Genomic DNA, 20676 nt, shown 5'->3' with positions numbered 1-20676 from the left:
TTTGTTTTATTCAAGTAATGACGAATTGTTCTCTTGACAGAAATGTCAAAGAATTCATTCACATTACGGCATAACGCGCGAGGTGAGAGACCTCGCAAGTCCTTGAAAGAAAACGGCGAAATCTCGCAAGAGAGATCAAAGTTATAGGGTCAAGTGACTAAGAGCATGTGGTGGATGCCTTGGCGATGATAGGCGACGAAAGACGTGATAGCCTGCGATAAGCTTCGGGGAGCTGGCAAATAAGCTTTGATCCGGAGATTTCTGAATGGGGAAACCCACCCGCAAGGGTATCGCATACTGAATACATAGGTATGCGAGGCGAACCTGGAGAACTGAAACATCTAAGTACCCAGAGGAAAAGACATCAACCGAGATTCCGAAAGTAGTGGCGAGCGAAATCGGAACAGCCTTCTAGTGATAGTCAGACGGTTAACAAAACGGAATGGAAAGTCCGGCCATAGTAGGTGATAGCCCTGTATGTGAAAACCGACTGGTGGTACTGAGCTAGAGAAAAGTAGGGCGGGGCACGAGAAACCCTGTCTGAATATGGGGGGACCATCCTCCAAGGCTAAATACTCATCATCGACCGATAGTGAACCAGTACCGTGAGGGAAAGGCGAAAAGAACCCCGGGAGGGGAGTGAAATAGATCCTGAAACCGCATGCTTACAAAAAGTAGGAGCCCGCAAGGGTGACTGCGTACCTTTTGTATAATGGGTCAGCGACTTACATTCAGTGGCAAGGTTAACCGAATAGGGGAGCCGTAGAGAAATCGAGTCCGAATAGGGCGTCCAGTCGCTGGGTGTAGACCCGAAACCAAGTGATCTATCCATGGCCAGGATGAAGGTGCCGTAACAGGTACTGGAGGTCCGAACCGACTAGTGTTGCAAAACTAGCGGATGAGCTGTGGATAGGGGTGAAAGGCTAAACAAACTTGGAAATAGCTGGTTCTCTCCGAAAACTATTTAGGTAGTGCCTCAAGTATTACCTGCGGGGGTAGAGCACTGTTTAGGCTAGGGGGTCATGGCGACTTACCAAACCTATGCAAACTCCGAATACCGCAGAGTACAGCTTGGGAGACAGAGCACCGGGTGCTAACGTCCGGACTCAAGAGGGAAACAACCCAGACCGCCAGCTAAGGTCCCTAAAATTGGCTAAGTGGGAAACGAAGTGGGAAGGCTAAAACAGTCAGGATGTTGGCTTAGAAGCAGCCATCATTTAAAGAAAGCGTAATAGCTCACTGATCGAGTCGTCCTGCGCGGAAGATGTAACGGGGCTAAGCCAGTTACCGAAGCTGCGGATTTGCAATTTATTGCAAGTGGTAGGAGAGCGTTCTGTAAGCCTGTGAAGGTGCCTGGTAACGGGTGCTGGAGGTATCAGAAGTGCGAATGCTGACATGAGTAGCGTTAAAGGGGGTGAAAAGCCCCCTCGCCGTAAGCGCAAGGTTTCCTACGCAACGTTCATCGGCGTAGGGTGAGTCGGCCCCTAAGGCGAGGCAGAGATGCGTAGCTGATGGGAAACAGGTCAATATTCCTGTACCGATGTGTAGTGCGATGTGGGGACGGAGAAGGTTAGCTCAGCCAACTGTTGGATATGTTGGTTCAAGCCTGTAGTCGTGCCTGGTAGGCAAATCCGCCGGGCTTAGATGAGGGGTGATAACGAGTCTGCTTGCAGACGAAGTGAGTGATACCCTGCTTCCAGGAAAAGCCACTAAGCTTCAGCTACACACGACCGTACCGCAAACCGACACTGGTGCGCGAGATGAGTATTCTAAGGCGCTTGAGAGAACTCTGGAGAAGGAACTCGGCAAATTGATACCGTAACTTCGGGAGAAGGTATGCCGCAAGTAGGTGAACTTGAACAAAGGGAGCCCAAAGCGGTTGCAAAAAATCGGTGGCTGCGACTGTTTAATAAAAACACAGCACTCTGCAAACACGAAAGTGGACGTATAGGGTGTGACGCCTGCCCGGTGCTGGAAGATTAAATGATGGGGTGCAAGCTCTTGATTGAAGTCCCAGTAAACGGCGGCCGTAACTATAACGGTCCTAAGGTAGCGAAATTCCTTGTCGGGTAAGTTCCGACCTGCACGAATGGCGTAACGATGGCCACACTGTCTCCTCCAGAGACTCAGCGAAGTTGAAATGTTTGTGATGATGCAATCTCCCCGCGGAAAGACGGAAAGACCCCATGAACCTTTACTGTAGCTTTGTATTGGATTTTGAACGGATCTGTGTAGGATAGGTGGGAGGCTTTGAAGTGAGGACGCTAGTTCTCATGGAGCCGACGTTGAAATACCACCCTGGTGCGTTTGAGGTTCTAACCCAGGTCCCTTATCGGGATCGGGGACAGTGCATGGTAGGCAGTTTGACTGGGGCGGTCTCCTCCCAAAGCGTAACGGAGGAGTTCGAAGGTACGCTAGTTACGGTCGGACATCGTGACGATAGTGCAATGGCATAAGCGTGCTTAACTGCGAGACTGACAAGTCGAGCAGATGCGAAAGCAGGACATAGTGATCCGGTGGTTCTGTATGGAAGGGCCATCGCTCAACGGATAAAAGGTACTCTGGGGATAACAGGCTGATACCGCCCAAGAGTTCATATCGACGGCGGTGTTTGGCACCTCGATGTCGGCTCATCTCATCCTGGGGCTGTAGTCGGTCCCAAGGGTATGGCTGTTCGCCATTTAAAGAGGTACGTGAGCTGGGTTTAAAACGTCGTGAGACAGTTTGGTCCCTATCTTCCGTGGGCGCTGCAGATTTGAGGAAGCCTGCTCCTAGTACGAGAGGACCGGAGTGGACACACCTCTGGTGTATCGGTTGTCACGCCAGTGGCATTGCCGAGTAGCTAAGTGTGGAAGAGATAACCGCTGAAAGCATCTAAGCGGGAAACTCGTTTCAAGATGAGATCTGCCGGGGCCTTGAGCCCCCTGAAGAGTCGTTCAAGACCAGGACGTTGATAGGCTGGGTGTGGAAGCGCAGTAATGCGTTAAGCTAACCAGTACTAATTGCTCGTGAGGCTTGACCCTATAACTTTGATGACGTGATCATCAAGGTGGTTATGCCAAGTAAGGCGCAGTCAAAATACAAAGCTGATTACAGACTCTATGAATTCGTTGTGTTGCTCACAAGAGCAGCATGACAATAAGTTATGCCTGATGACCATAGCAAGTTGGTACCACTCCTTCCCATCCCGAACAGGACAGTGAAACGACTTTGCGCCGATGATAGTGCGGGTTCCCGTGTGAAAGTAGGTCATCGTCAGGCTCTTACAGCCCAAGAAACCCCGTAGCCCAAAGCTACGGGGTTTTTGCATTGGGGTGCAGGAAACGGGGAAACAGGCAGAACAGCCAAAACGGACAGCTCAACGGAACATCCGAAAACGGACAACCCAAAAAAGAGAGCGCTGACGCGCTCTCTTTTTATTCCTGCCAGGCTTCTTCGTCGCACCCGGATGCAACATCCGGCGCAGTTTCCTGTGGACAATTCCGCTAGCATTGACGTTAACGTCAACGTCGCATTCCCATGGCCGCCGGCTGTGGATGCCGGCGGACTCTCCAGCCATGTCGACCACCTACACCATCAGCGATCTTGCCAAGGAGTTCGATCTCACGACCCGGGCCATCCGCTTCTATGAGGACATGGGCCTGCTTGAGCCCGAGCGTGCCGGGCCTGGCGGACGCAATCGCGTCTACAGCGCGCGTGATCGCACACGTCTTCGCCTGACCTTGCGGGCCAAGCGGCTGGGACTGTCTCTGAACGAAGCCAAGGAGATCATCGATCTCTACGACAGTCCCCGTGACACGGGCGTGCAACTGCGCAAATTCCTGGAGGTGCTGGCTGTGCACCGCCGCCAGCTCGAAGACCGCCTGGCCGATCTGCAGGCCAACCTGGCCGAGGTGCGAGAGCAGGAATCCGAGGCCCGCACTTTGTTGAAACACCTGGATGGGAAAAATGCTTCATAATTGACGTTTACGTAAACGTAATTTGTGAGGCTTGCCTTGACCGTGCCCCGCCTGGAACCTGCCAACAGCGACTTTGCCCGCCGTGTGCAAGACAGTTTTGCACGCCAGGGCGCGATGCACACCCTGGGCGCCGAGCTGTCCTTGCTGGAGCCCGGTGCCGTCGATGTCTGCCTGGACTGGGCGCCCGGGCTGACGCAGCAGCATGGCTTTTTGCATGCCGGCATGGTTTCCGCGGCGCTGGATTCCGCCTGCGGCTACGCAGGGCTGACCCTGATGCCAGCAGATGCTGCCGTGCTCACCATTGAATTCAAGATCAACTTGCTGGCCCCTGCCAAGGGCCAGCGCTTTCGCATGGAAGGCCGTGTGCTCAAGCCGGGCCGCACCATCACCGTGACCGAAGGGCGCGCCTACGCCATCGACGAAGGCCGCGAGAAACTGATTGCCACCATGGGCTGCACGCTGATGTGCGTGCAGGGCCGCGATCTGGCCGATTGAGCCGGGCGGCGTTCTTTCCCCCAATTTCCACAGGAGACATGAGATGAGCCTTTCCAACCTGCCGGGCCTGAACTTCCAACTGGGCGAGGATATCGACGCGCTGCGCGATGCCGTGCGCGAGTTCGCACAGGCCGAGATTGCACCGCGCGCCGGCGAGATCGACCGCGACGACCAGTTCCCCATGGACCTGTGGCGCAAGTTCGGCGACCTGGGCGTGCTGGGCATCACCGTGTCCGAGCAGTACGGCGGTGCCGACATGGGCTACCTGGCCCACATGGTGGCGATGGAGGAAATCTCGCGTGCCAGCGCATCGGTGGGCCTGTCCTACGGCGCGCACAGCAATCTCTGCGTGAACCAGATCAACCGCAACGGCAATGAAGCGCAAAAGGCCAAGTACCTGCCCAAGCTGATCAGCGGCGAGCATGTGGGCGCGCTGGCCATGAGCGAGCCCGGCGCCGGCTCGGACGTGATCAGCATGAAGCTCAGGGCCGAGGACAAGGGCGGCTACTACCTGCTCAACGGCACCAAGATGTGGATCACCAACGGTCCTGATGCCGACACCCTGGTGGTCTACGCCAAGACCGAGCCCGAGCTGAACGCCCGCGGCGTGACTGCCTTCCTGATCGAGAAGGGCATGAAGGGCTTTTCCATTGCCCAGAAGCTGGACAAGCTGGGCATGCGTGGCAGCCACACGGGCGAGCTGGTGTTCGAGAACGTCGAGGTGCCGGCCGAGAACGTGCTGGGCGGCTTGAACAACGGCGCCAAGGTGCTGATGAGCGGCCTGGACTATGAGCGCGCCGTGCTGACGGGCGGGCCGCTGGGCATCATGCAGTCGGTGATGGACAACGTCGTGCCCTACATCCATGACCGCAAGCAGTTCGGCCAGAGCATCGGCGAGTTCCAGCTCATCCAGGGCAAGGTGGCGGACATGTACACCGTGCTGCAAGCGGGCCGCTCCTTTGCCTATACGGTCGCCAAAAACCTCGATCTGCTGGGAACCGAGCATGTTCGCCAAGTTCGCAAGGATTGCGCCAGCGTCATCCTGTGGTGCGCCGAGAAGGCGACATGGATGGCCGGCGAAGGCGTTCAAATCTATGGGGGTAATGGGTATATCAACGAATACCCACTGGGTCGTCTCTGGCGGGATGCGAAACTCTATGAGATCGGCGCCGGCACCAGCGAGATCCGTCGCATGCTGATCGGCCGCGAGCTGTTCGCAGAGACCTGCTGATCTTTCGCCTGCCTGCTGCGCCGTTCTTGAGTTTGACCCCAACAAAAGGATTGTTTATGAGCACAACCTCCATCGAAGAGCTGTTTGTCCACAACCGCGAATGGGCCCAGCAGGTGGAGCGTGACCGGCCCGGTTTCTTCACTGGGCTGATGGCGCAGCAAAAACCCCGCTACATGTGGATCGGCTGTTCCGACAGCCGCGTGCCCGCGAACCAGATCACGGGCCTGGAGCCCGGCGAGGTGTTCGTGCACCGCAACGTGGCCAACGTGGTCGTGCCCAGCGACCTGAACTGCCTGTCCACCATCCAGTACGCGGTGGACCAGCTCAAGGTCGAGCACCTGATGGTCGTCGGCCACTATGGCTGCGGCGGCGTGCTGGCGGCACTGGAGGATGTGCGCGTGGGCCTGGCCGACAACTGGATCCGCCACGTGAAGGACGTGCGCGACAAGCACCAGGCGCTGCTGGCCAGCCTGTCGCCGCAATGGCGCCATGACGCGCTGTGCGAGCTCAATGCCATCGAGCAGGTGATCAATGTGGCGCAGAGCACGGTGATGCAGGATGCCTGGGCGCGCGGCCAGAAGGTCACGCTGCACGGCTGGTGCTATGGCCTGAAGGACGGCCTGATCACCAATCTGCAGATGACCGTGCCCGGTGTCGGCGGCATCGCCAACATCCATGCCGAGGCTGTCGAGCTGGTCGCCAGCCGCCAGCGCGACTGAGCGGCCATGGCAGGCGGGACCCCGGGAGACTTCATGCCGATGCCTGCCCAGGACACCCTGCTTGCCCATGACATCGCGCGGGCGATGATGGATGGCTTCAACCGCCATTACCGCCTGTTCCGCGCCGAATCGGCCCGCGCCAAGCACCGCTTCGAGACGGCCGACTGGCTGGGCCAGCAGCGCGCGCAGCGCGAGCGCATCGAGTTCTACGACCTGCGCGTGCGCGAATGCGTGCGCCGGCTTGAAAAGGAGTTTTCGGCCGGCGCCCAGCCCATGCCGGTCTGGCAGCAGATCAAGCGCCACTACATCGGGCTCATGGTCAACCACCTGCAGCCGGAGCTGGCCGAGACCTTCTTCAACTCGGTCACCACCAAGATCCTGCACCGTACGCACTTCCACAACGACTTCATCTTCGTGCGGCCGGCCGTCAGTACGGAATACATAGAGAACCAGGAGCCGACCGCACGCCCGGCCTACCTGGCCTTCTACCCCACGCGCGAGACACTGTCGCAGACGCTGCGCGAAGTCGTGGAGCAGTTCGCGCTGCAGCGCCCCTTTGAAGACCTGGAGCGCGACATCGCCCGCCTGGCCGAGCGCCTGGAGCCCCAGCTGCAGGCCATGCGCCTGTACGCCAACTTCCAGATCCAGGTGCTGTCCAGCCTGTTTTTCCGCAACAAGGGCGCCTACATCGTCGGCAAGATCATCAACGGCTTTGCCGAGCTGTCCTGGGCCGTGCCCATCCTGCATGGGGACAACGGCCGGCTGGTGCTGCATGCGGCCCTGTTCGGCGAGAAGGACCTGCACGGCCTCTTCAGCTTTGCGCGTGCCTACTTCATGGTCGATACCGACGTGCCCAGCGCCTACGTGCAGTTCCTGCGCAGCCTCATGCCGCGCAAGCCGCGCGCCGAGCTGTACAACGCCCTGGGCCTGGCCAAGCAGGGCAAGACGCTGTTCTACCGCGACTTCCTGCACCACCTGCGCCATTCGCGCGACCAGTTCCGCATCGCGCCCGGCATCAAGGGCATGGTCATGCTGGTGTTCGACCTGCCCAGCTTTCCCTATGTGTTCAAGCTCATCAAGGACCGGTTCGCCGCGCCCAAGGAGATCACCCGCGAGCAGGTCAAGGCCAAGTACCGCCTGGTCAAGCAGCACGACCGCGTGGGGCGCATGGCCGACACGCTGGAGTACAGCCTGGTGGCCTTCCCGCGCGAGCGCTTCTCGGAGGCGCTGATCGCCGAGATCCTGGGGCACGCGCCCAGCCAGGTCGAGATCAGCGACCGCGACGGCGATGGCCGGCAGGAGGTCATCATCTCCCACCTCTACATAGAGCGGCGCATGGTGCCGCTGAACCTGCTGCTGCAGGAGTGCTTCGATGACGGGCTGGACCTGCCGGGACCGCGGCAGCGGCTGGAGAGCGCCGTGATCGAATACGGAAATGCCATCAAGGACCTGGTGGCCGCCAACATCTTCCCGGGCGACATGCTGTGGAAGAACTTCGGCATCACGCGCGGCGGCAAGGTGGTGTTCTACGACTACGACGAGATCGAATACCTGACCGACTGCCATTTCCGCCAGGTGCCTGCGCCGCGCAACGAGGAAGACGAGCTCAGCGGCGAGGTCTGGTATCCCGTGGGCCCGCGCGATGTGTTCCCGGAAACCTTCGCGCCCTTTTTGCTGGGCAATCCGGCCGTGCGCGAAGTTTTCATGCGCCACCATGCCGACCTGCTCGATCCCGCCTTCTGGCAGGGGCACCAGCAGCGCATCCGCGAAGGCCACGTGCACGACGTCTATCCCTACGAGCGCAGCCGCTGGCTGGCCTGACTCGTTTGTTTTCCCCTCACCATCACCACATCCAGGAGATAAGCATGCAAGACCCCATCGTCATCGTCGGCGCAGCCCGCACCCCCATGGGCGCATTCCAGGGCGACTTCGCCGATCTCGCGGCCCACGATCTGGGCGGCGCCGCCATCAAGGCCGCCGTGCAGCGTGCCGGCGTGGCGCCGGAGAAGGTGGACGAAGTGCTGTTCGGCAACTGCCTGATGGCGGGCCAGGGACAGGCGCCTGCGCGCCAGGCAGGCTTCAAGGGTGGCCTGCCGCGCAGCACGGGCGCCGTGACCCTGTCCAAGATGTGCGGCGCCGGCATGGAGGCCACCATCCTGGCCCATGACCAGCTGGTGGCGGGCAGCCGCGATGTGGTGGTCTCCGGCGGCATGGAGAGCATGACCAATGCGCCCTACCTGCTCAAGAAGGGCCGTGGCGGCTACCGCATGGGCCACGACAAGGTCTATGACCACATGATGCTCGACGGTCTGGAGGACGCCTACGAGCCGGGCCGCTCCATGGGCACCTTCGGCGAGGACTGCGCCGCCAAATACCACTTCACGCGCGAGCAGCAGGATGCCTACGCCATCGAAAGCGTCAAGCGCGCCCAGGCCGCCACGGAAAGCGGCGCCTTCGCGGCCGAGATCACGCCCGTCACCGTCTCCACGCGCAAGGGCGATGTCACGGTCAGCATCGACGAAGGCCCGGCCAAGGCCAAGCTGGACAAGATCGCCAGCCTCAAGCCCGCCTTCAAGAAGGACGGCACGATCACGGCGGCATCGAGCTCCAGCATCAACGACGGCGCCGCCGCCCTGGTGCTGATGCGCGAGTCCACGGCCAAGGAGCTGGGCTGCAAGCCGCTGGCGCGCATCGTCGCCCATGCCACGCATGCCCAGGAGCCCGAATGGTTCACCACGGCCCCCGTGGGCGCCACGCAGAAGGCCCTCAAGAAGGCCGGCTGGACGGCGGCGGATGTGGACCTGTGGGAAGTCAACGAAGCCTTTGCCGTCGTGCCCATGGCCCTGATGGCCGAATTGGGCGTGCCGCGCGACAAGGTCAACGTCAACGGCGGCGCCTGCGCGCTGGGCCACCCCATCGGCGCCAGCGGTGCGCGCATCCTGGTCACGCTGCTGCACGCCCTGCAGGCGCGTGGCGGCAAGCGCGGCCTGGCCACGCTGTGCATAGGCGGCGGCGAAGGAACAGCCATGGCGATAGAAATGGTCACCCCCTGAGGCGCTGCGCGCCCTCCCCCTGAAAGGGGGACAACACCCTCGGTGCGGGGCGGCGCGGCCGGCGTAGGCCCTTCCTCGGTGTCTCTGATTTGCATTGCGCCAGTTTTATGGGCAGCGCCACAGACGTCCAGAGAGCTAGACTTGGATCGGCCGATCCGCTATTACTTTGACCTCTCGACCATGATCACCAGCGAAGAACAGTTGCGCAGCCTGTATGCCATGCCGGCCGAAAGGGCCTTGCTCAAGCAGCAGGTGGACCTGGACCGGCATTGCCTGCGCTTCATTGCGCTGTCGCCGCTGTGCATCGTGGCCACGGGGGGCGCGGCGGGCTCGCTGATGGATGCCTCGCCGCGCGGCGGAAAGCCGGGCTTCATCAAGGCGCCCGACAACCAGACGCTGCTGATCCCCGACTCGGGCGGCAACAACCGCCTGGACAGCTTCAGCAACCTGATCGCCGATCCGCGCATCGGCCTGCTGTTCATGGTGCCGGGCTTCGACGAGACGCTGCGCGTCAACGGCGTGGCCAGGCTGCGCGACGAGGCCCACTACACGGCGCTGTTCGCCAACGAAGGCTTCCGGCCCAAGATCGTTCTGGAGATCCAGGTGCAGGAGGCCTATCTGCACTGCGCCAAGGCCCTCATGCGCGCCCGGCTCTGGAAGCCCGAGTCCCAGGTGCCGCGCAACGTCATGCCGTCGGTGAACCAGATGGTCCACCAGCAGATCGGCCTGCCTGCGCCCACCGAGACGCAGGAGGCCATGGTCGAGCGCTACGAAAAGCAGATCGCGGGCGAGCAGGGCCGCTGACCGTATTCCATTTGAAAGGTCGAAAGACATGGCAGTCACTCTGGTGTTGGGAGCCTCGCGCGGGCTCGGTTTTGCCTTGGTAGAGGCCTATGCGGCCCAGGGCCGCAGCGTGGTCGCCACGGTGCGCAGCGAGGCCGATCGCGAGCGCGTCGAAGCCACGGGCGCCAAGGTGCTGCTGGTGGATGTGGCCGATCCGGCCAGCGTCAGCGGCCTGGCCTGGCAGCTCGATGGCGAGAAGATCGAGCTGGCGCTGTACGTGGCCGGAGTGTGGGATGCCCACAGCTCGGCCACGCCGCCCACGCGCGAGCAGTTCGACCGCGTCATGCACACCAATGTGCTGGGCGCCATGCAGGTGCTGCCCCAGGTGGCGCCGATGGTCGAGGCGGCGGGCGGCGTGTTCGGCCTGTTCTCCAGCGAGATGTCGCTGCTGGCCGGCGCCGAATCCGACGCCTGGCTCTACCGCGTCAGCAAGGCCGCGCTCAACATGGTCGTGGCCAGCGCCCAGCCGCAATGGCCCGGCGCCACCGTGGTCGCGCTGGACCCGGGCTGGGTGCAGACCGACATGGGCGGCGAGTCCGCCACCTTCACCGTGGAGCAAAGCGTGCAGGGTCTGGTCCGCACCCTGGCCGGCGTCACGCCGGCTGATCGGGGCCGCATGCTGCGCCACGACGGGCAGCGCATCGCCTGGTAGCTGCGGCCGGGACAACGAACAACGAAACAAGAATCAGGAGACAAGACATGCTGCTCAACGCAGACCAGGAAATGATCCGTGACGCGGTGCGCGACTTCGTGCGCACCGAAATCACGCCCCATGCCGCACGCTGGGACAAGGAACACCACTTTCCCAAGAACGTGCACCAGGGCCTGGCGGCGCTGGGTGCCTACGGCATCTGCGTGCCCGAGGAATACGGCGGCGCCGGCCTTGACTACCTGAGCCTGGCCCTGGTGCTGGAGGAAATCGCAGCCGGCGACGGCGGCACCAGCACGGTGATCAGCGTCACCAACTGCCCCGTCAACGCCATCCTCATGCGCTACGGCAGCGAGGCGCAAAAGCAGCAATGGCTGGCGCCGCTGGCGCGCGGCGAGATGCTGGGCGCCTTCTGCCTGACCGAGCCGCATGTGGGCTCGGACGCCTCGGCGCTGCGCACCGCGGCCACCCGCGACGGCAACGACTACGTGATCAACGGCGTCAAGCAGTTCATCACCAGCGGCAAGAACGGCGACGTGGCCATCGTCATCGCCGTCACCGACAAGGCGGCCGGCAAGCGCGGCATGAGCGCCTTCATCGTGCCCACCTCCGCGCCCGGCTACCAGGTGCTGCGGCTGGAGGACAAGCTGGGCCAGCACAGCTCGGACACGGCCCAGATCCAGTTCGAGGGCTGCCGCATCCCCGCCGCCAACCTCATCGGTGCCGAGGGCGAGGGCTACAAGATTGCGCTGTCGGCGCTGGAGGGCGGGCGCATCGGCATTGCCGCGCAAAGCGTGGGCATGGCGCGTGCGGCCTTCGATTGCGCGCTGCAGTACTCCAAGGAGCGCGAGAGCTTCGGCCAGCCCATCTTCAACCACCAGGCCGTGGGCTTTCGCCTGGCCGACTGCGCCACGCAGATCGAGGCCGCGCGCCAGCTGATCTGGCATGCGGCCAGCCTGCGCGATGCCGGCCTGCCCTGCCTGAAGGAAGCGGCCATGGCCAAGCTGTTCGCCAGCGAAATGGCCGAGCGCGTGTGCAGCGCCGCCATCCAGACCCTGGGCGGCTATGGCGTGGTCAACGATTTTCCCGTCGAGCGCATCTACCGCGACGTGCGCGTGTGCCAGATCTACGAGGGAACGAGCGACGTGCAGAAAATTCTCATCCAGCGCGCCCTGGCCTGAGGCCCCTCACTATGCTGCGGGTCGGGCCGGATGGCCCCGTCACCCGCAGGGCTTAGCATGGAGCGTCGCCGGGACGGCGCCCGGGAGAGGCGGGCACCGGACTCCGGCAGGTTTGTGACCACCTTCGCAGGAGATCCCGACATGCCCATTGCTTCCGTCAACGGCCAGAACCTTTACTACGAGGACACGGGCGGGCGCGGCCCGGTCCTGGTGTTTTCGCATGGACTGCTCATGGACCACACCATGTTCGCTCCCCAGGTCCAGGCGCTGCAGGATCGCTATCGCTGCATCAGCTGGGACGAGCGTGGCCATGGCCAGACGGCGGACCCCGCGCATTGCGCTCCCTTCGACTACTACGACTCGGCCGACGACCTGGCCGCCCTGCTGGCGCACCTGGGCGTGGAGCGCGCGGTGCTGGTGGGCATGTCGCAGGGCGGCTATCTGTCGCTGCGCTGTGCGCTCATCCATCCCGAGGTCGTGCGTGCGCTGGTGCTGATCGACACCCAGGCCATGCTGGAAGACCCCGAGCAGATGCCCCACCACGAGGCGTTGCTGCGCGCCTGGATGGAGCATGGCCTCAGCGACGACATGGCGGCCACGGTGGAGCGCACCATCCTGGGCCAGGGCTGGAGCGGCGCGGCCGCCTGGCGCGCCAAATGGAAGAAGGCCACGCCCATCAACCTGGGGCAGAGCTTTCTGGCGCTGGCCCAGCGCGATGACATCAGCCCGCGACTGCCCGACATCCACGTACCGGCACTGGTCATCCATGGCACGGACGACATCGCCATCACGCTCGACCGTGCACGCGCCATGGCCAAGGCCTTGCCCAGGGCGCAGTGGGTGGAGGTGCCGGGGGCCGGCCATGCGGCCAACCTCACGCATCCGCAGCCCGTGAACCTGGCCATCGAGCGCTTCCTGGAGCAGCTCGACTAGGCTCAGACCGGCGGATCGCCGTCGTTCTCGCTGTCGCGGCGGCGCAGGACGACGGTGATGCTGCCGTCGGTCTCCAGCGTGGCGCGCTCCACCTCTCTGAGGTGCAGGCAGCCGCCCGCACGCAGCGCGGCCTCGATATCGTCGCGCGTGATGCGTTCCTCGCGCATCAGATCCTTGTTCAGGTGGCCGTCCGTGATCAGGGCCTGTGCCTTGCCGTCGATGAGCCGCTCCAGCGCGGGATAACGGAAAGTCAGCCAGGACAGCAGCAGATGGCACAGGATCAGCGTGGAGGCCGAGATCATGCCGCCGATCAGCGAGTTGTCCCCGGCATTCATGGAGTTCTGAACGGCATTCGACAGGATGAGCAGCAGCACCAGGTCAAAGGGCGCGTACTGCCCCGTCTGGCGCCGCCCCGTCAGCCGAAGGAACACCAGCAAGAACAGGTATACGGCCACGCCGCGCACCACGAACTCCCACCACGGGACCGACATTGAAAACATGGGCTCTCCTTACAGGCCCGAGGGCCCGCGGTCAGTATCATGGCCCGCCTGTCCTCCATCAAGAACCCGGTCGCAGCAAGGCGGCCGTGACTGACATGCATTCCTGCTCCCCCGCCGTCCTCTCCCAGGTTCCGCAAGTTTCGCAAGTTCCGCAGGGCCAGCCGCTATGAGCGCTGCCGCCACCTCCCCGGCCTGTCCCTGTGGCCAGCACGATGCCAAGGGCCGGTCCCTGGCCTTCGATGCCTGCTGCGGCCGCTACCTGGACCATTTCGACGACTGCCCCGCACCCGATGTCCAGGCCTTGATGCGCTCGCGCTACAGCGCCTTCGTGCGTGAGGACGCCGCCTACCTGCTGGCCACCTGGCACGCCAGCCAGCGGCCCGCCACGCTGGACTTCGAGCCCTCGGCGCGCTGGCTGGGGCTGGCGGTCAGGGACTTCCGAAGCACCGGCGAGGACCGCGCCGAGGTGGAATTCGTCGCGCGCTACCGCGTTGCGGGCCGCGCCGTGCGCCTGCATGAGCGCAGCCGCTTCGTGCGCGAAGGCGGGCGCTGGTTCTACGTGGATGGCGACCAGTTCTGAACACGGCGGCGGCCCTGCGGAGCCGCTGTGGAAGCTGCAGCAGCGCCAGCGGCTGCTGCTGTCCATCGCATCGCGGGGCTCGTCCGAGGCGGCGGCCCTCATCATCCCCGGCATCGTGGTCTGGCTGCAGCGGCACGAAACGGGTGCCTTCCAGGCGCCGCTGCTGCTGTGGTGGCTGTGCATGGCGCTCATGGCCTGCGTCTTCGTTGGTTTGCGGCGCCAGTTGCGTCGGGACCTGGGCGCTGCCGTGCCCTCGGCCGAGTTGCCAACGCGGCTGCAGCGCTGGGAGCGCGTGATGGGCCGCATGGCCTTGCTCAACGCCGGTTCCTGGGCGCTGGCCATACCGCTGACCCATGGCAGCGGCCATGAATTCCGGCTTTTCATCTACCTGGTGCTGTGCGGCGTCGTGGCCTCGGCCGCCACCTTCCTGGCGCCGGCGGCTGCCGTGTTCAAGCGCTTCTTCGGCGTGCTGTACGGCGCCATGCTGCTGGCCGTGGTCTGGTACTTCCCGAACAGGGGCCTGTACCTGCTGCCGCTGCTCATGCTGTATGGCGCCACCATCGCGCGCCATGCCTGGGGGGCGCGCCAGCTCATGCAGCAGCAATGGGCGCAGGAGCGTGACCGCCAGCTGTTGGCCGAGCGCTACCTGGCGGCCAAGGAGCAGGCCGAACAGGCGCTGGAGGCCAAGAGCCGCTTCCTGTCGGCTGCCAGCCATGACCTGCGCCAGCCCCTGCATGCCCTGGGCCTGCTGGTGGAGACCGCCCGCCAGCGCAATGCCGACGGCGCGCTGGCGGGCGTGCTTGACGATGCCCAGGCCTGTGCCCAGTCGCTGGGCACCATGTGCAACGACCTGCTGGACCTGTCGCGGCTGGAGAACGGCACCTGGGAGCTGCGCGCCCAGGTGATGGACCTGCGCATTCTGCTGGGCGATGCCACGCGCCTGTTCGCGGCCGAGGCGCGGCAGCGCGGGCTGGTGCTGCGCTGGCGCGTGGCGCGCGGCATGGATAGCCTGGTGCGTGCCGACGAGGCCCTGCTGCGCCAGATGGTGTTCAACCTGCTGCACAACGCCCTGCGCTACACCCAGCGCGGCGGCGTGCTGCTGGCCGCCCGCGTGCACGGCGGGGGCTGGCGCATCGAGGTCTGGGACACGGGCCTGGGCATTGCGGCCGAAGACCGGCCCCATGTCTTCGCACCGCACTTTCGCGCGCGTTCCGGCCAGGCGGCCCGGCGCGCGGCCCAGCCTGCGGCCGAGCACCTGCCCGGCGTGAGCAGCCAGGGCCTGGGCCTGGCCGTCGTGGCCGCAGCGGCGCGCCGCATGGGCGTGGAGCATGGTCTGCTGTCCACGCCGGGACGGGGTTCGTGCTTCTGGCTGCAGCTGTCGCCCAGCCTGAACGTGCAAGCGGACCTGCCTCTGGGGCACGCGCAGGCGCAGGCAGGGGCCGAGGCTGCCGCGAATCCGCCAGGCCGCCCCCTGCTGCAGGGCCGGTGCTGGGTGGTCGATGACGATGTGCAGGTGGCACAGGCCCTGGCCGGCCTGCTGCGCGGCTGGGGGCTGACCGTGGACGTGGCGGCTTCGGGCCGCGAGGCGCAGGCCTGGCTGGCGGCGGGGCAGCATCCCGATTTCGTGCTGTGCGACCACCAGCTGGCCCATGGCGAGAACGGCTTTGCGCTGCTGCAGAACGTGCTGGCGCAATCGCCGCAGGCGGCCGGTGCCCTGCTCAGCGGCGAACCTTCCGCTGCGCTGGAGCAGCAGGCGCAGGAACTGGGCTATCTGCTGCTGCGCAAGCCCGTGGATCCGCTGGCGCTGCGGGCCCTGCTTCAGCGCAGGCTGGCCGTGGCCGGCGCCTGAACCGTATCGGTCGGCGGTACGGAGGGCGGCAGCTCCAGCGCAATGCCCTGCATGCGCGTGATGGCGTCGATGCGGCTGTGCACGCCCAGGCGCTGCAGGGCGCCTGCCACATGCTCCTTGACCGTGTGCGGCGACAGGTGCAGCAACCGGGCAATGCTGGGATTGGGCAGGCCGCGCAGCACCAGGTCCAGAACCTGGGCCTGGCGCGGGGTGAGGCCCAGCTCGGCCGCCGTCATGCGGATGGCATGGGCGCCGCCCGGCGGCTGCGGCGCCAGCGGGGCGGCGGGGAACCAGGTCTCGCCGCGCAGCAGGGCCGCCACGGCCTGCTGCAGCACCTGCGGCGGCTGCGACTTGAGCACAAAGCCATGGGCCCCGGCCGCGCGTGCCTTCAGGGCAATCGCGCCATGCGTGTCGCCGCTGGTCATGAGCACGCGGCAGGCGGGCGCCAGCGTGCGGATTTCGCGCACTACGTCCGTGCCTGCGCTGGCACCCAGCCAGAAATCCACGATGGCCAGATGCGGCGATCCCCTGGCGGCCATGCACTGCAGGCCTTCGCCCGCATCGGCCACGGCATGGACTTCGGACAGGCCGAATTGTTTCAGGAACTCGGACACGCCCATGGCCGTCAGCGGGTGGTCGTCGATCACCAGGGCATAGCGCCCCGATTGGAGACAGGAGGAATCGGTCAGGAGGGAATGGCTGTGCATGGTCCGCGCGAAGGCATGTCGAAAGGGCTGGAGCGCCAGGGCGCGCCCGGATACACCTTGCGCACATCGTAACGATTACCCCCCGGCCGGGGGGTGACCGGATGTCGGCCAACTCCCCAAAATCGCCGCCGATGCCCTGAGATTCCGCATGGAACGGGCATGTATTCAACGAGAAGGGGAGATAGTCATGAAGATGGTACAGCTCACGCGCCGCAGCGCGGCATTGATGCTTCTGGGAACCCTGGCCGCCTGTGGCGGCGGCGGTGGTGGTGGATTGGGAGAACCGGGCGGCGGAGATCCCGGCAATGGCGGAAATCCTGGCAACCCCGGTACGCCCGGCAACCCCGGCGGCACGCCCACGCCGGTGACCGGCCAGTACCGCATGGAGACCGGTGCGGAGAACTTCGACGCGGCCCTGTCCGCCATGAACGCGCTGGGGGCGCAGGGCTATGCCTTCACCTACAGCCTGGCCTCGGGCGGTACCGCCTTCCCCGTTCCCATCGGTGACTTCTACGTCACCGACACGGCCCACACCGGCACGCGCCTGGACTACCGCATGGTGCCCGATGTGGCGGGCGTCTCGGCCCTGGTGGCCCAGCTCAACGCACAGGGTGCGCAAGGCTACCTGTACAAGTCGGGCATGGCGTTCCCCAGCAGCACGCAGGACCTGCGCAACCTCTATGTGCGCAGCAGCAGCGCCGCAGCCACCTACAGCTACGAGACGCGCCCCGCCGTGGGTGCGCTGGACACGTCGGGCTTCACGCAGCAACTGGCCGAGATGAGCGGCCGGGGTTTCCGCTACATGGGCCCGCTGATCTCGGGCAACGAGATGTTCAACCTCTACGTCAAGGACTCCAAGGCGCCGGCCTTCGAGTACGCGGTGTTCGCATTGGCCGCGCCCTTCGGCATGGCCAACGGCACGGCGCTGAAGCAGCGCCTGGACGAGATGGGGGCCAAGGGCCACCTGCTGCGCGGCGCCCTGGTGCTGCGGGGCAATACCGAAGGCGTGCAGCTGTACGAAAAGAGCGGCGACCAGCAGGGCGCCATCGAGTACCGCGTCGAACCGGTGTCCCAAAGCGCCAGCCTCGCGCAGCGCCTGGAGCAGTTCAACCGCAATGCGGCCGAAGGCTTCTTCGCCTTCGGCGACGTGGTCACCGACGATGGCCGGTTCCATTCCATCTCGGTGCGCAACGTCCGCCGCATGGTGCATCCGCTGGCCGGTGCCTCCTTCCCCTGAGCAGGGCACAGGCATGCGCGGCCGGCGCATAATCCGGCCATTTTCCGCAGCAAGGGCGCCCCAGGGCGCCCTTGCTCAGTTTGTTTCGAGAATCCATCCATGACTGCTTTCGAGGCCGTGCTCTTCGACTGTGACGGCGTGCTCGTCGACAGTGAATCCATCACCAACCGCGTGCTGTGCACCATGCTCAATGAATCGGGCTGGCCCATCAGCACCGAGGAATGCCTGCGCGAATTCATCGGCAAGACCGTGCGCAGCCAGGCCGCGCTGATCGAGGCGCGCACCGGCAAGCCGCTGACCGACGCATGGATGGCCGCCTTCTACGAGCGCCGCAACGCCGCGCTGCGCGCCGAGCTGGTGGCCATTGACGGCGCGCTGTCCGCCGTCAGCCAATCCCATGCGCTGTGCGCTGGCCGCATCGCCTGCGCCTCGGGCGCGGACCGCGCCAAGGTGGAGATGCAGCTGGCCCAGGTCGGCATGGCCCCCTATTTCGAGGGCCGCGTCTTCAGCGGCCATGAGCTGCCGCGCAGCAAGCCCTTTCCCGATGTGTACCTGGCAGCCGCCGCTGCCCTGGGCGTGGAGCCGGCGCGCTGCCTGGTCATCGAGGACACGGTGACCGGCGTCACCGCCGGCGTGGCCGCAGGCGCCACGGTCTGGGGCTACTTCCCGGCCGACCAGGGCCACGCATCGGCCGAGCAACTGCTCGAGGCCGGCGCCAGCTGCGTATTCGGCGACATGGGCGAGCTGCCGGCCATGCTGCGCGCCATCGGGCAGGCCAGCGCCAGCGCTTGAGCCGGCCCTAGCGCAGCTGCGGCGAAGGCGTCTCGTCCACGGCCTGCGCACGCGCGGCCTGCTGCTCGGCCTGCAGCGCCCGCTGGAAGGCGGGCCGCTGCTGCACGCGCTGCCAGTAGGCCTGGGTGGCAGGCCCCCACTGCGGCTCCATCTCCAGGTGCGCCGACAGCATCAGCGCATAGCCCACGGCCACGTCGGCAGCGGTGAAGCGGTCTGCCGCGAGCCAGTGGCGCTGTTCCACGGCCTGCTCCACCGCGCGCAGCCGCGCAAGGAACCAGCGCTGGTAGTCCTGGGCCACCTGGGGCTGGCGCCGTTCGGCTGGCTCGAAGTGCGCATAGCGCAGCACCAGGGTCTGCGGGAAGGTCAGCGTGGCATCGCTCATGTGCAGCCAGTTGAGGTAGGCCGCGAAGCCCGCCTCCTGCGGCTGCACGGACAGGCCCGCCCCGGGGTGCAGGGCGGCCAGGTATTCGCAGATGGCGGCTGACTCGGTCAGCCTGGCCTCGCCGTGGCGCAGCAGCGGCACCGTGCCCAGCGGGTTGAGCTCCAGGTAGCTGCGCTGCAGCACGCGCGGCGGAAACGGCAGCATGTGCAGCGTGTAGGGAAGCTGCAGTTCTTCGAGCATCCACAGCGCGCGGAAGGAGCGCGCGCTGACGCAATGGTGGAGATGGTGCATGCGCAAAGCCTAGGCCAGATGCGCGGACGGCGGCTGTCGCGCAGGATGCAAATCGCGCCAGGATGCGCGCGGCCCTCACTCGGGCCGGGCGCGCGCGCTCTTGCGGAATTCGGAAGGCGACAGCCCCGTCCACAGCCGGAAGGCGCGGATGAAGCTCTTGTCGTTGAGAAAGCCGCAGGACTGGGCGATGCGCTTGATGGGCCGGCTGGTGCGCAGCAGCAGGGCCACGGCACGCTCGCGCCGCACCTCGTCCTTGAGCGCCTGCAGCGAGGCGCCTTCTTCCTTGAGCTGGCGGTGCAGGCTGCGCTGGGACAGGTGCAGCTGGCGCGCCAGCGTGTCGGCCGTCTGCAGGCATTCGGCGTCGGCCGCCAGCAGCTGGCGCACGCGCTGCACCAGCTGGCGCTCGCGCCGGTAGGGGCGCACCTGCAGCGGCAGGGCGCGCTGCAGCATGCGCTGCAGCGCGGGCTCGTCGCGCGTCAGCGGCATATCCAGAAAACGCGCGTCGAACTGGAGGCAGGCCCGGGCCGCGCCAAACTCCACCTCGCCCGGCGGGAACAGCAGCGCATACACGCCCGCATGCGGCGGGGGTTCGAAGGGAAAGCAGGCGCGCCGCAGCGGCAGCGGCTCATCGATGAACCAGCTGGCCAGGCCGTGGATATTGCGCAGCACCGACAGCAGGCAGAACTCGCGCATGGCGCCCAGCGTGGACAGCTCCTCGATGGCCAGCGTGGCCAAGCCGTCTTCCTGCGTCAGCGTGAGGCGGATGTCGTCGGCCAGCAGGCCATGGTGGCGGCACCAGCGCGCCAGTGCCAGGCCCAGCTGCTCGCTGCCCATGCTGGCGCGCGCCAGCATGCCGTAGCTGCCCCAGGGCAGGCGCCGGGAGAACCAGCCCAGGGCCTCGTCGTCGAGTTCGCGCATGGCGGCATCGGACAGTGCCTCCATCTGCAGCGCCGTGATGCACTCGTTGCGCTCTTTGACGGAGTCTGGCGCGATTTGTGCCTTCTCCAGGGCGGACAGGGCGCTGATGCCCCGGCGTTCGTAGGCCAGCATAATGGCCTGCACAAAGGCCATGGGCGTGACTGCAGGGTGTGCGGAGGCCATGGTGGCGGCCGCCTGGGGCAGGGGGGTCTTGACCAGCGAGGGGGTGAACATGCTGGCAATTATTGCAACCTTCGTGGCCTGTTCTGCTCGGGGTTGGCCCTTATGCTGCCACGCAATAGCTGCCGTGACGGGGCAGGCCACTGCATTTGCCCGTCCCAGGCGCCGCCGACGACA

General features: G+C 64.9%; 18 protein-coding genes and 2 rRNA genes. 16 read left to right on the top strand and 4 right to left on the bottom strand.

The genetic code is table 11. The features are described 5' to 3' along the window. The first annotated feature begins 147 nt into the window (after positions 1 to 147). The 12 genes from ACN20X_RS28690 to ACN20X_RS28635 all read left to right on the top strand — a co-directional run bounded on the left by ACN20X_RS28690 (position 148) and on the right by ACN20X_RS28635 (position 13063). Positions 148 to 3023: ribosomal RNA gene (locus ACN20X_RS28690) — 23S ribosomal RNA — on the top strand. A 125-nt stretch (positions 3024 to 3148) separates the two neighbouring features. Beyond that, positions 3149 to 3261, top strand: a 5S ribosomal RNA gene (gene rrf / locus ACN20X_RS28685). A gap of 296 nt (positions 3262 to 3557) precedes the next feature. Then, positions 3558 to 3959, top strand: a complete 402-nt coding sequence (locus ACN20X_RS28680; protein WP_013800379.1) for a MerR family transcriptional regulator — start codon at positions 3558 to 3560, stop codon at positions 3957 to 3959. A 36-nt stretch (positions 3960 to 3995) separates the two neighbouring features. Continuing rightward, positions 3996 to 4454, top strand: a complete 459-nt coding sequence (locus tag ACN20X_RS28675) for a PaaI family thioesterase (protein ID WP_047475060.1) — start codon at positions 3996 to 3998, stop codon at positions 4452 to 4454. Between the two features lie 43 nt (positions 4455 to 4497). Continuing rightward, positions 4498 to 5685, top strand: coding sequence for an isovaleryl-CoA dehydrogenase (locus ACN20X_RS28670; RefSeq protein WP_047327953.1), 1188 nt, complete (start codon positions 4498 to 4500; stop codon positions 5683 to 5685). A 56-nt stretch (positions 5686 to 5741) separates the two neighbouring features. After that, on the top strand, positions 5742 to 6404 hold the full coding sequence (gene can, locus ACN20X_RS28665; RefSeq protein ID WP_016450015.1) for a carbonate dehydratase: 663 nt from the start codon (positions 5742 to 5744) through the stop codon (positions 6402 to 6404). Between the two features lie 33 nt (positions 6405 to 6437). Continuing rightward, positions 6438 to 8225, top strand: coding sequence for a bifunctional isocitrate dehydrogenase kinase/phosphatase (gene aceK, locus ACN20X_RS28660; RefSeq protein WP_473210144.1), 1788 nt, complete (start codon positions 6438 to 6440; stop codon positions 8223 to 8225). A 44-nt stretch (positions 8226 to 8269) separates the two neighbouring features. Further along, a complete protein-coding gene (locus ACN20X_RS28655) occupies positions 8270 to 9457 on the top strand; it encodes an acetyl-CoA C-acyltransferase (protein ID WP_016450017.1) in 1188 nt (395 codons plus the stop codon). Positions 9458 to 9637: 180 nt separating this feature from the next. Beyond that, complete coding sequence (locus tag ACN20X_RS28650; RefSeq protein WP_016450018.1) at positions 9638 to 10261, top strand: pyridoxamine 5'-phosphate oxidase family protein; 624 nt, start codon at positions 9638 to 9640, stop codon at positions 10259 to 10261. A 28-nt stretch (positions 10262 to 10289) separates the two neighbouring features. Next, positions 10290 to 10952, top strand: coding sequence for an SDR family oxidoreductase (locus ACN20X_RS28645; RefSeq protein WP_017406485.1), 663 nt, complete (start codon positions 10290 to 10292; stop codon positions 10950 to 10952). 47 nt (positions 10953 to 10999) lie between these two features. Then, positions 11000 to 12130, top strand: a complete 1131-nt coding sequence (locus tag ACN20X_RS28640) for an acyl-CoA dehydrogenase family protein (protein ID WP_473210143.1) — start codon at positions 11000 to 11002, stop codon at positions 12128 to 12130. Positions 12131 to 12271: 141 nt separating this feature from the next. Further along, a complete protein-coding gene (locus tag ACN20X_RS28635; RefSeq protein ID WP_016452796.1) occupies positions 12272 to 13063 on the top strand; it encodes an alpha/beta fold hydrolase in 792 nt (263 codons plus the stop codon). Between the two features lie 2 nt (positions 13064 to 13065). Here the strand turns inward: ACN20X_RS28635 and ACN20X_RS28630 are convergent, their stop codons facing one another. Then, positions 13066 to 13563 carry a DUF421 domain-containing protein gene (locus ACN20X_RS28630; protein WP_043790438.1) on the bottom strand — a complete coding sequence of 166 codons (498 nt, stop codon included), beginning with the start codon at positions 13561 to 13563 and terminating at the stop codon, positions 13066 to 13068. 166 nt (positions 13564 to 13729) lie between these two features. Between ACN20X_RS28630 and ACN20X_RS28625 the strand changes: the two genes are divergently transcribed. Then, positions 13730 to 14143, top strand: coding sequence for a YchJ family protein (locus tag ACN20X_RS28625; RefSeq protein WP_473210142.1), 414 nt, complete (start codon positions 13730 to 13732; stop codon positions 14141 to 14143). Next, complete coding sequence (locus ACN20X_RS28620; RefSeq protein WP_473210141.1) at positions 14127 to 15992, top strand: ATP-binding response regulator; 1866 nt, start codon at positions 14127 to 14129, stop codon at positions 15990 to 15992. Before ACN20X_RS28625 ends, ACN20X_RS28620 begins: the two co-directional genes overlap by 17 nt. Here ACN20X_RS28620 and ACN20X_RS28615 read toward each other — a convergent pair. After that, positions 15962 to 16699, bottom strand: a complete 738-nt coding sequence (locus ACN20X_RS28615) for a response regulator (RefSeq protein WP_016450025.1) — start codon at positions 16697 to 16699, stop codon at positions 15962 to 15964. The genes ACN20X_RS28620 and ACN20X_RS28615 overlap by 31 nt on opposite strands. Positions 16700 to 16886: 187 nt before the next feature. Between ACN20X_RS28615 and ACN20X_RS28610 the strand changes: the two genes are divergently transcribed. Together ACN20X_RS28610 and ACN20X_RS28605 are read left to right on the top strand one after the other, a co-directional pair. After that, on the top strand, positions 16887 to 17936 hold the full coding sequence (locus ACN20X_RS28610; RefSeq protein ID WP_016452792.1) for a hypothetical protein: 1050 nt from the start codon (positions 16887 to 16889) through the stop codon (positions 17934 to 17936). A 99-nt stretch (positions 17937 to 18035) separates the two neighbouring features. Then, a complete protein-coding gene (locus ACN20X_RS28605; protein ID WP_016450027.1) occupies positions 18036 to 18728 on the top strand; it encodes an HAD family hydrolase in 693 nt (230 codons plus the stop codon). A 7-nt stretch (positions 18729 to 18735) separates the two neighbouring features. Here ACN20X_RS28605 and ACN20X_RS28600 read toward each other — a convergent pair whose 3' ends face one another. Next, positions 18736 to 19401, bottom strand: coding sequence for a glutathione S-transferase family protein (locus ACN20X_RS28600; protein ID WP_473210140.1), 666 nt, complete (start codon positions 19399 to 19401; stop codon positions 18736 to 18738). Between the two features lie 75 nt (positions 19402 to 19476). Beyond that, the gene (locus tag ACN20X_RS28595) at positions 19477 to 20553 is read right to left on the bottom strand and encodes an AraC family transcriptional regulator (RefSeq protein WP_252652917.1); all 1077 of its coding nucleotides are present in this window, start codon (positions 20551 to 20553) and stop codon (positions 19477 to 19479) included. Positions 20554 to 20676: the final 123 nt, after the last annotated feature.

Source organism: Delftia sp. PX-1 (genome assembly GCF_055797465.1).
Note: the sequence above shows the minus strand (reverse complement) of the source record. Positions and strands in the feature narration are given on the sequence as shown.

Coding starts and splice junctions, on each gene's coding strand:
- ACN20X_RS28670 (WP_047327953.1), top strand. CDS start 4,498: ATGAGCCTTTCCAACCTGCCGGGCCTGAACTTCCAACTGGGCGAGGAT.
- ACN20X_RS28605 (WP_016450027.1), top strand. CDS start 18,036: ATGACTGCTTTCGAGGCCGTGCTCTTCGACTGTGACGGCGTGCTCGTC.
- ACN20X_RS28630 (WP_043790438.1), bottom strand. CDS start 13,563: ATGTTTTCAATGTCGGTCCCGTGGTGGGAGTTCGTGGTGCGCGGCGTG.
- ACN20X_RS28595 (WP_252652917.1), bottom strand. CDS start 20,553: ATGTTCACCCCCTCGCTGGTCAAGACCCCCCTGCCCCAGGCGGCCGCC.
- ACN20X_RS28680 (WP_013800379.1), top strand. CDS start 3,558: ATGTCGACCACCTACACCATCAGCGATCTTGCCAAGGAGTTCGATCTC.
- ACN20X_RS28610 (WP_016452792.1), top strand. CDS start 16,887: ATGAAGATGGTACAGCTCACGCGCCGCAGCGCGGCATTGATGCTTCTG.
- ACN20X_RS28625 (WP_473210142.1), top strand. CDS start 13,730: ATGAGCGCTGCCGCCACCTCCCCGGCCTGTCCCTGTGGCCAGCACGAT.
- ACN20X_RS28635 (WP_016452796.1), top strand. CDS start 12,272: ATGCCCATTGCTTCCGTCAACGGCCAGAACCTTTACTACGAGGACACG.
- can (WP_016450015.1), top strand. CDS start 5,742: ATGAGCACAACCTCCATCGAAGAGCTGTTTGTCCACAACCGCGAATGG.
- ACN20X_RS28650 (WP_016450018.1), top strand. CDS start 9,638: ATGATCACCAGCGAAGAACAGTTGCGCAGCCTGTATGCCATGCCGGCC.
- ACN20X_RS28615 (WP_016450025.1), bottom strand. CDS start 16,699: ATGCACAGCCATTCCCTCCTGACCGATTCCTCCTGTCTCCAATCGGGG.
- ACN20X_RS28600 (WP_473210140.1), bottom strand. CDS start 19,401: ATGCACCATCTCCACCATTGCGTCAGCGCGCGCTCCTTCCGCGCGCTG.
- ACN20X_RS28645 (WP_017406485.1), top strand. CDS start 10,290: ATGGCAGTCACTCTGGTGTTGGGAGCCTCGCGCGGGCTCGGTTTTGCC.
- ACN20X_RS28655 (WP_016450017.1), top strand. CDS start 8,270: ATGCAAGACCCCATCGTCATCGTCGGCGCAGCCCGCACCCCCATGGGC.
- ACN20X_RS28620 (WP_473210141.1), top strand. CDS start 14,127: ATGGCGACCAGTTCTGAACACGGCGGCGGCCCTGCGGAGCCGCTGTGG.
- ACN20X_RS28640 (WP_473210143.1), top strand. CDS start 11,000: ATGCTGCTCAACGCAGACCAGGAAATGATCCGTGACGCGGTGCGCGAC.
- aceK (WP_473210144.1), top strand. CDS start 6,438: ATGCCGATGCCTGCCCAGGACACCCTGCTTGCCCATGACATCGCGCGG.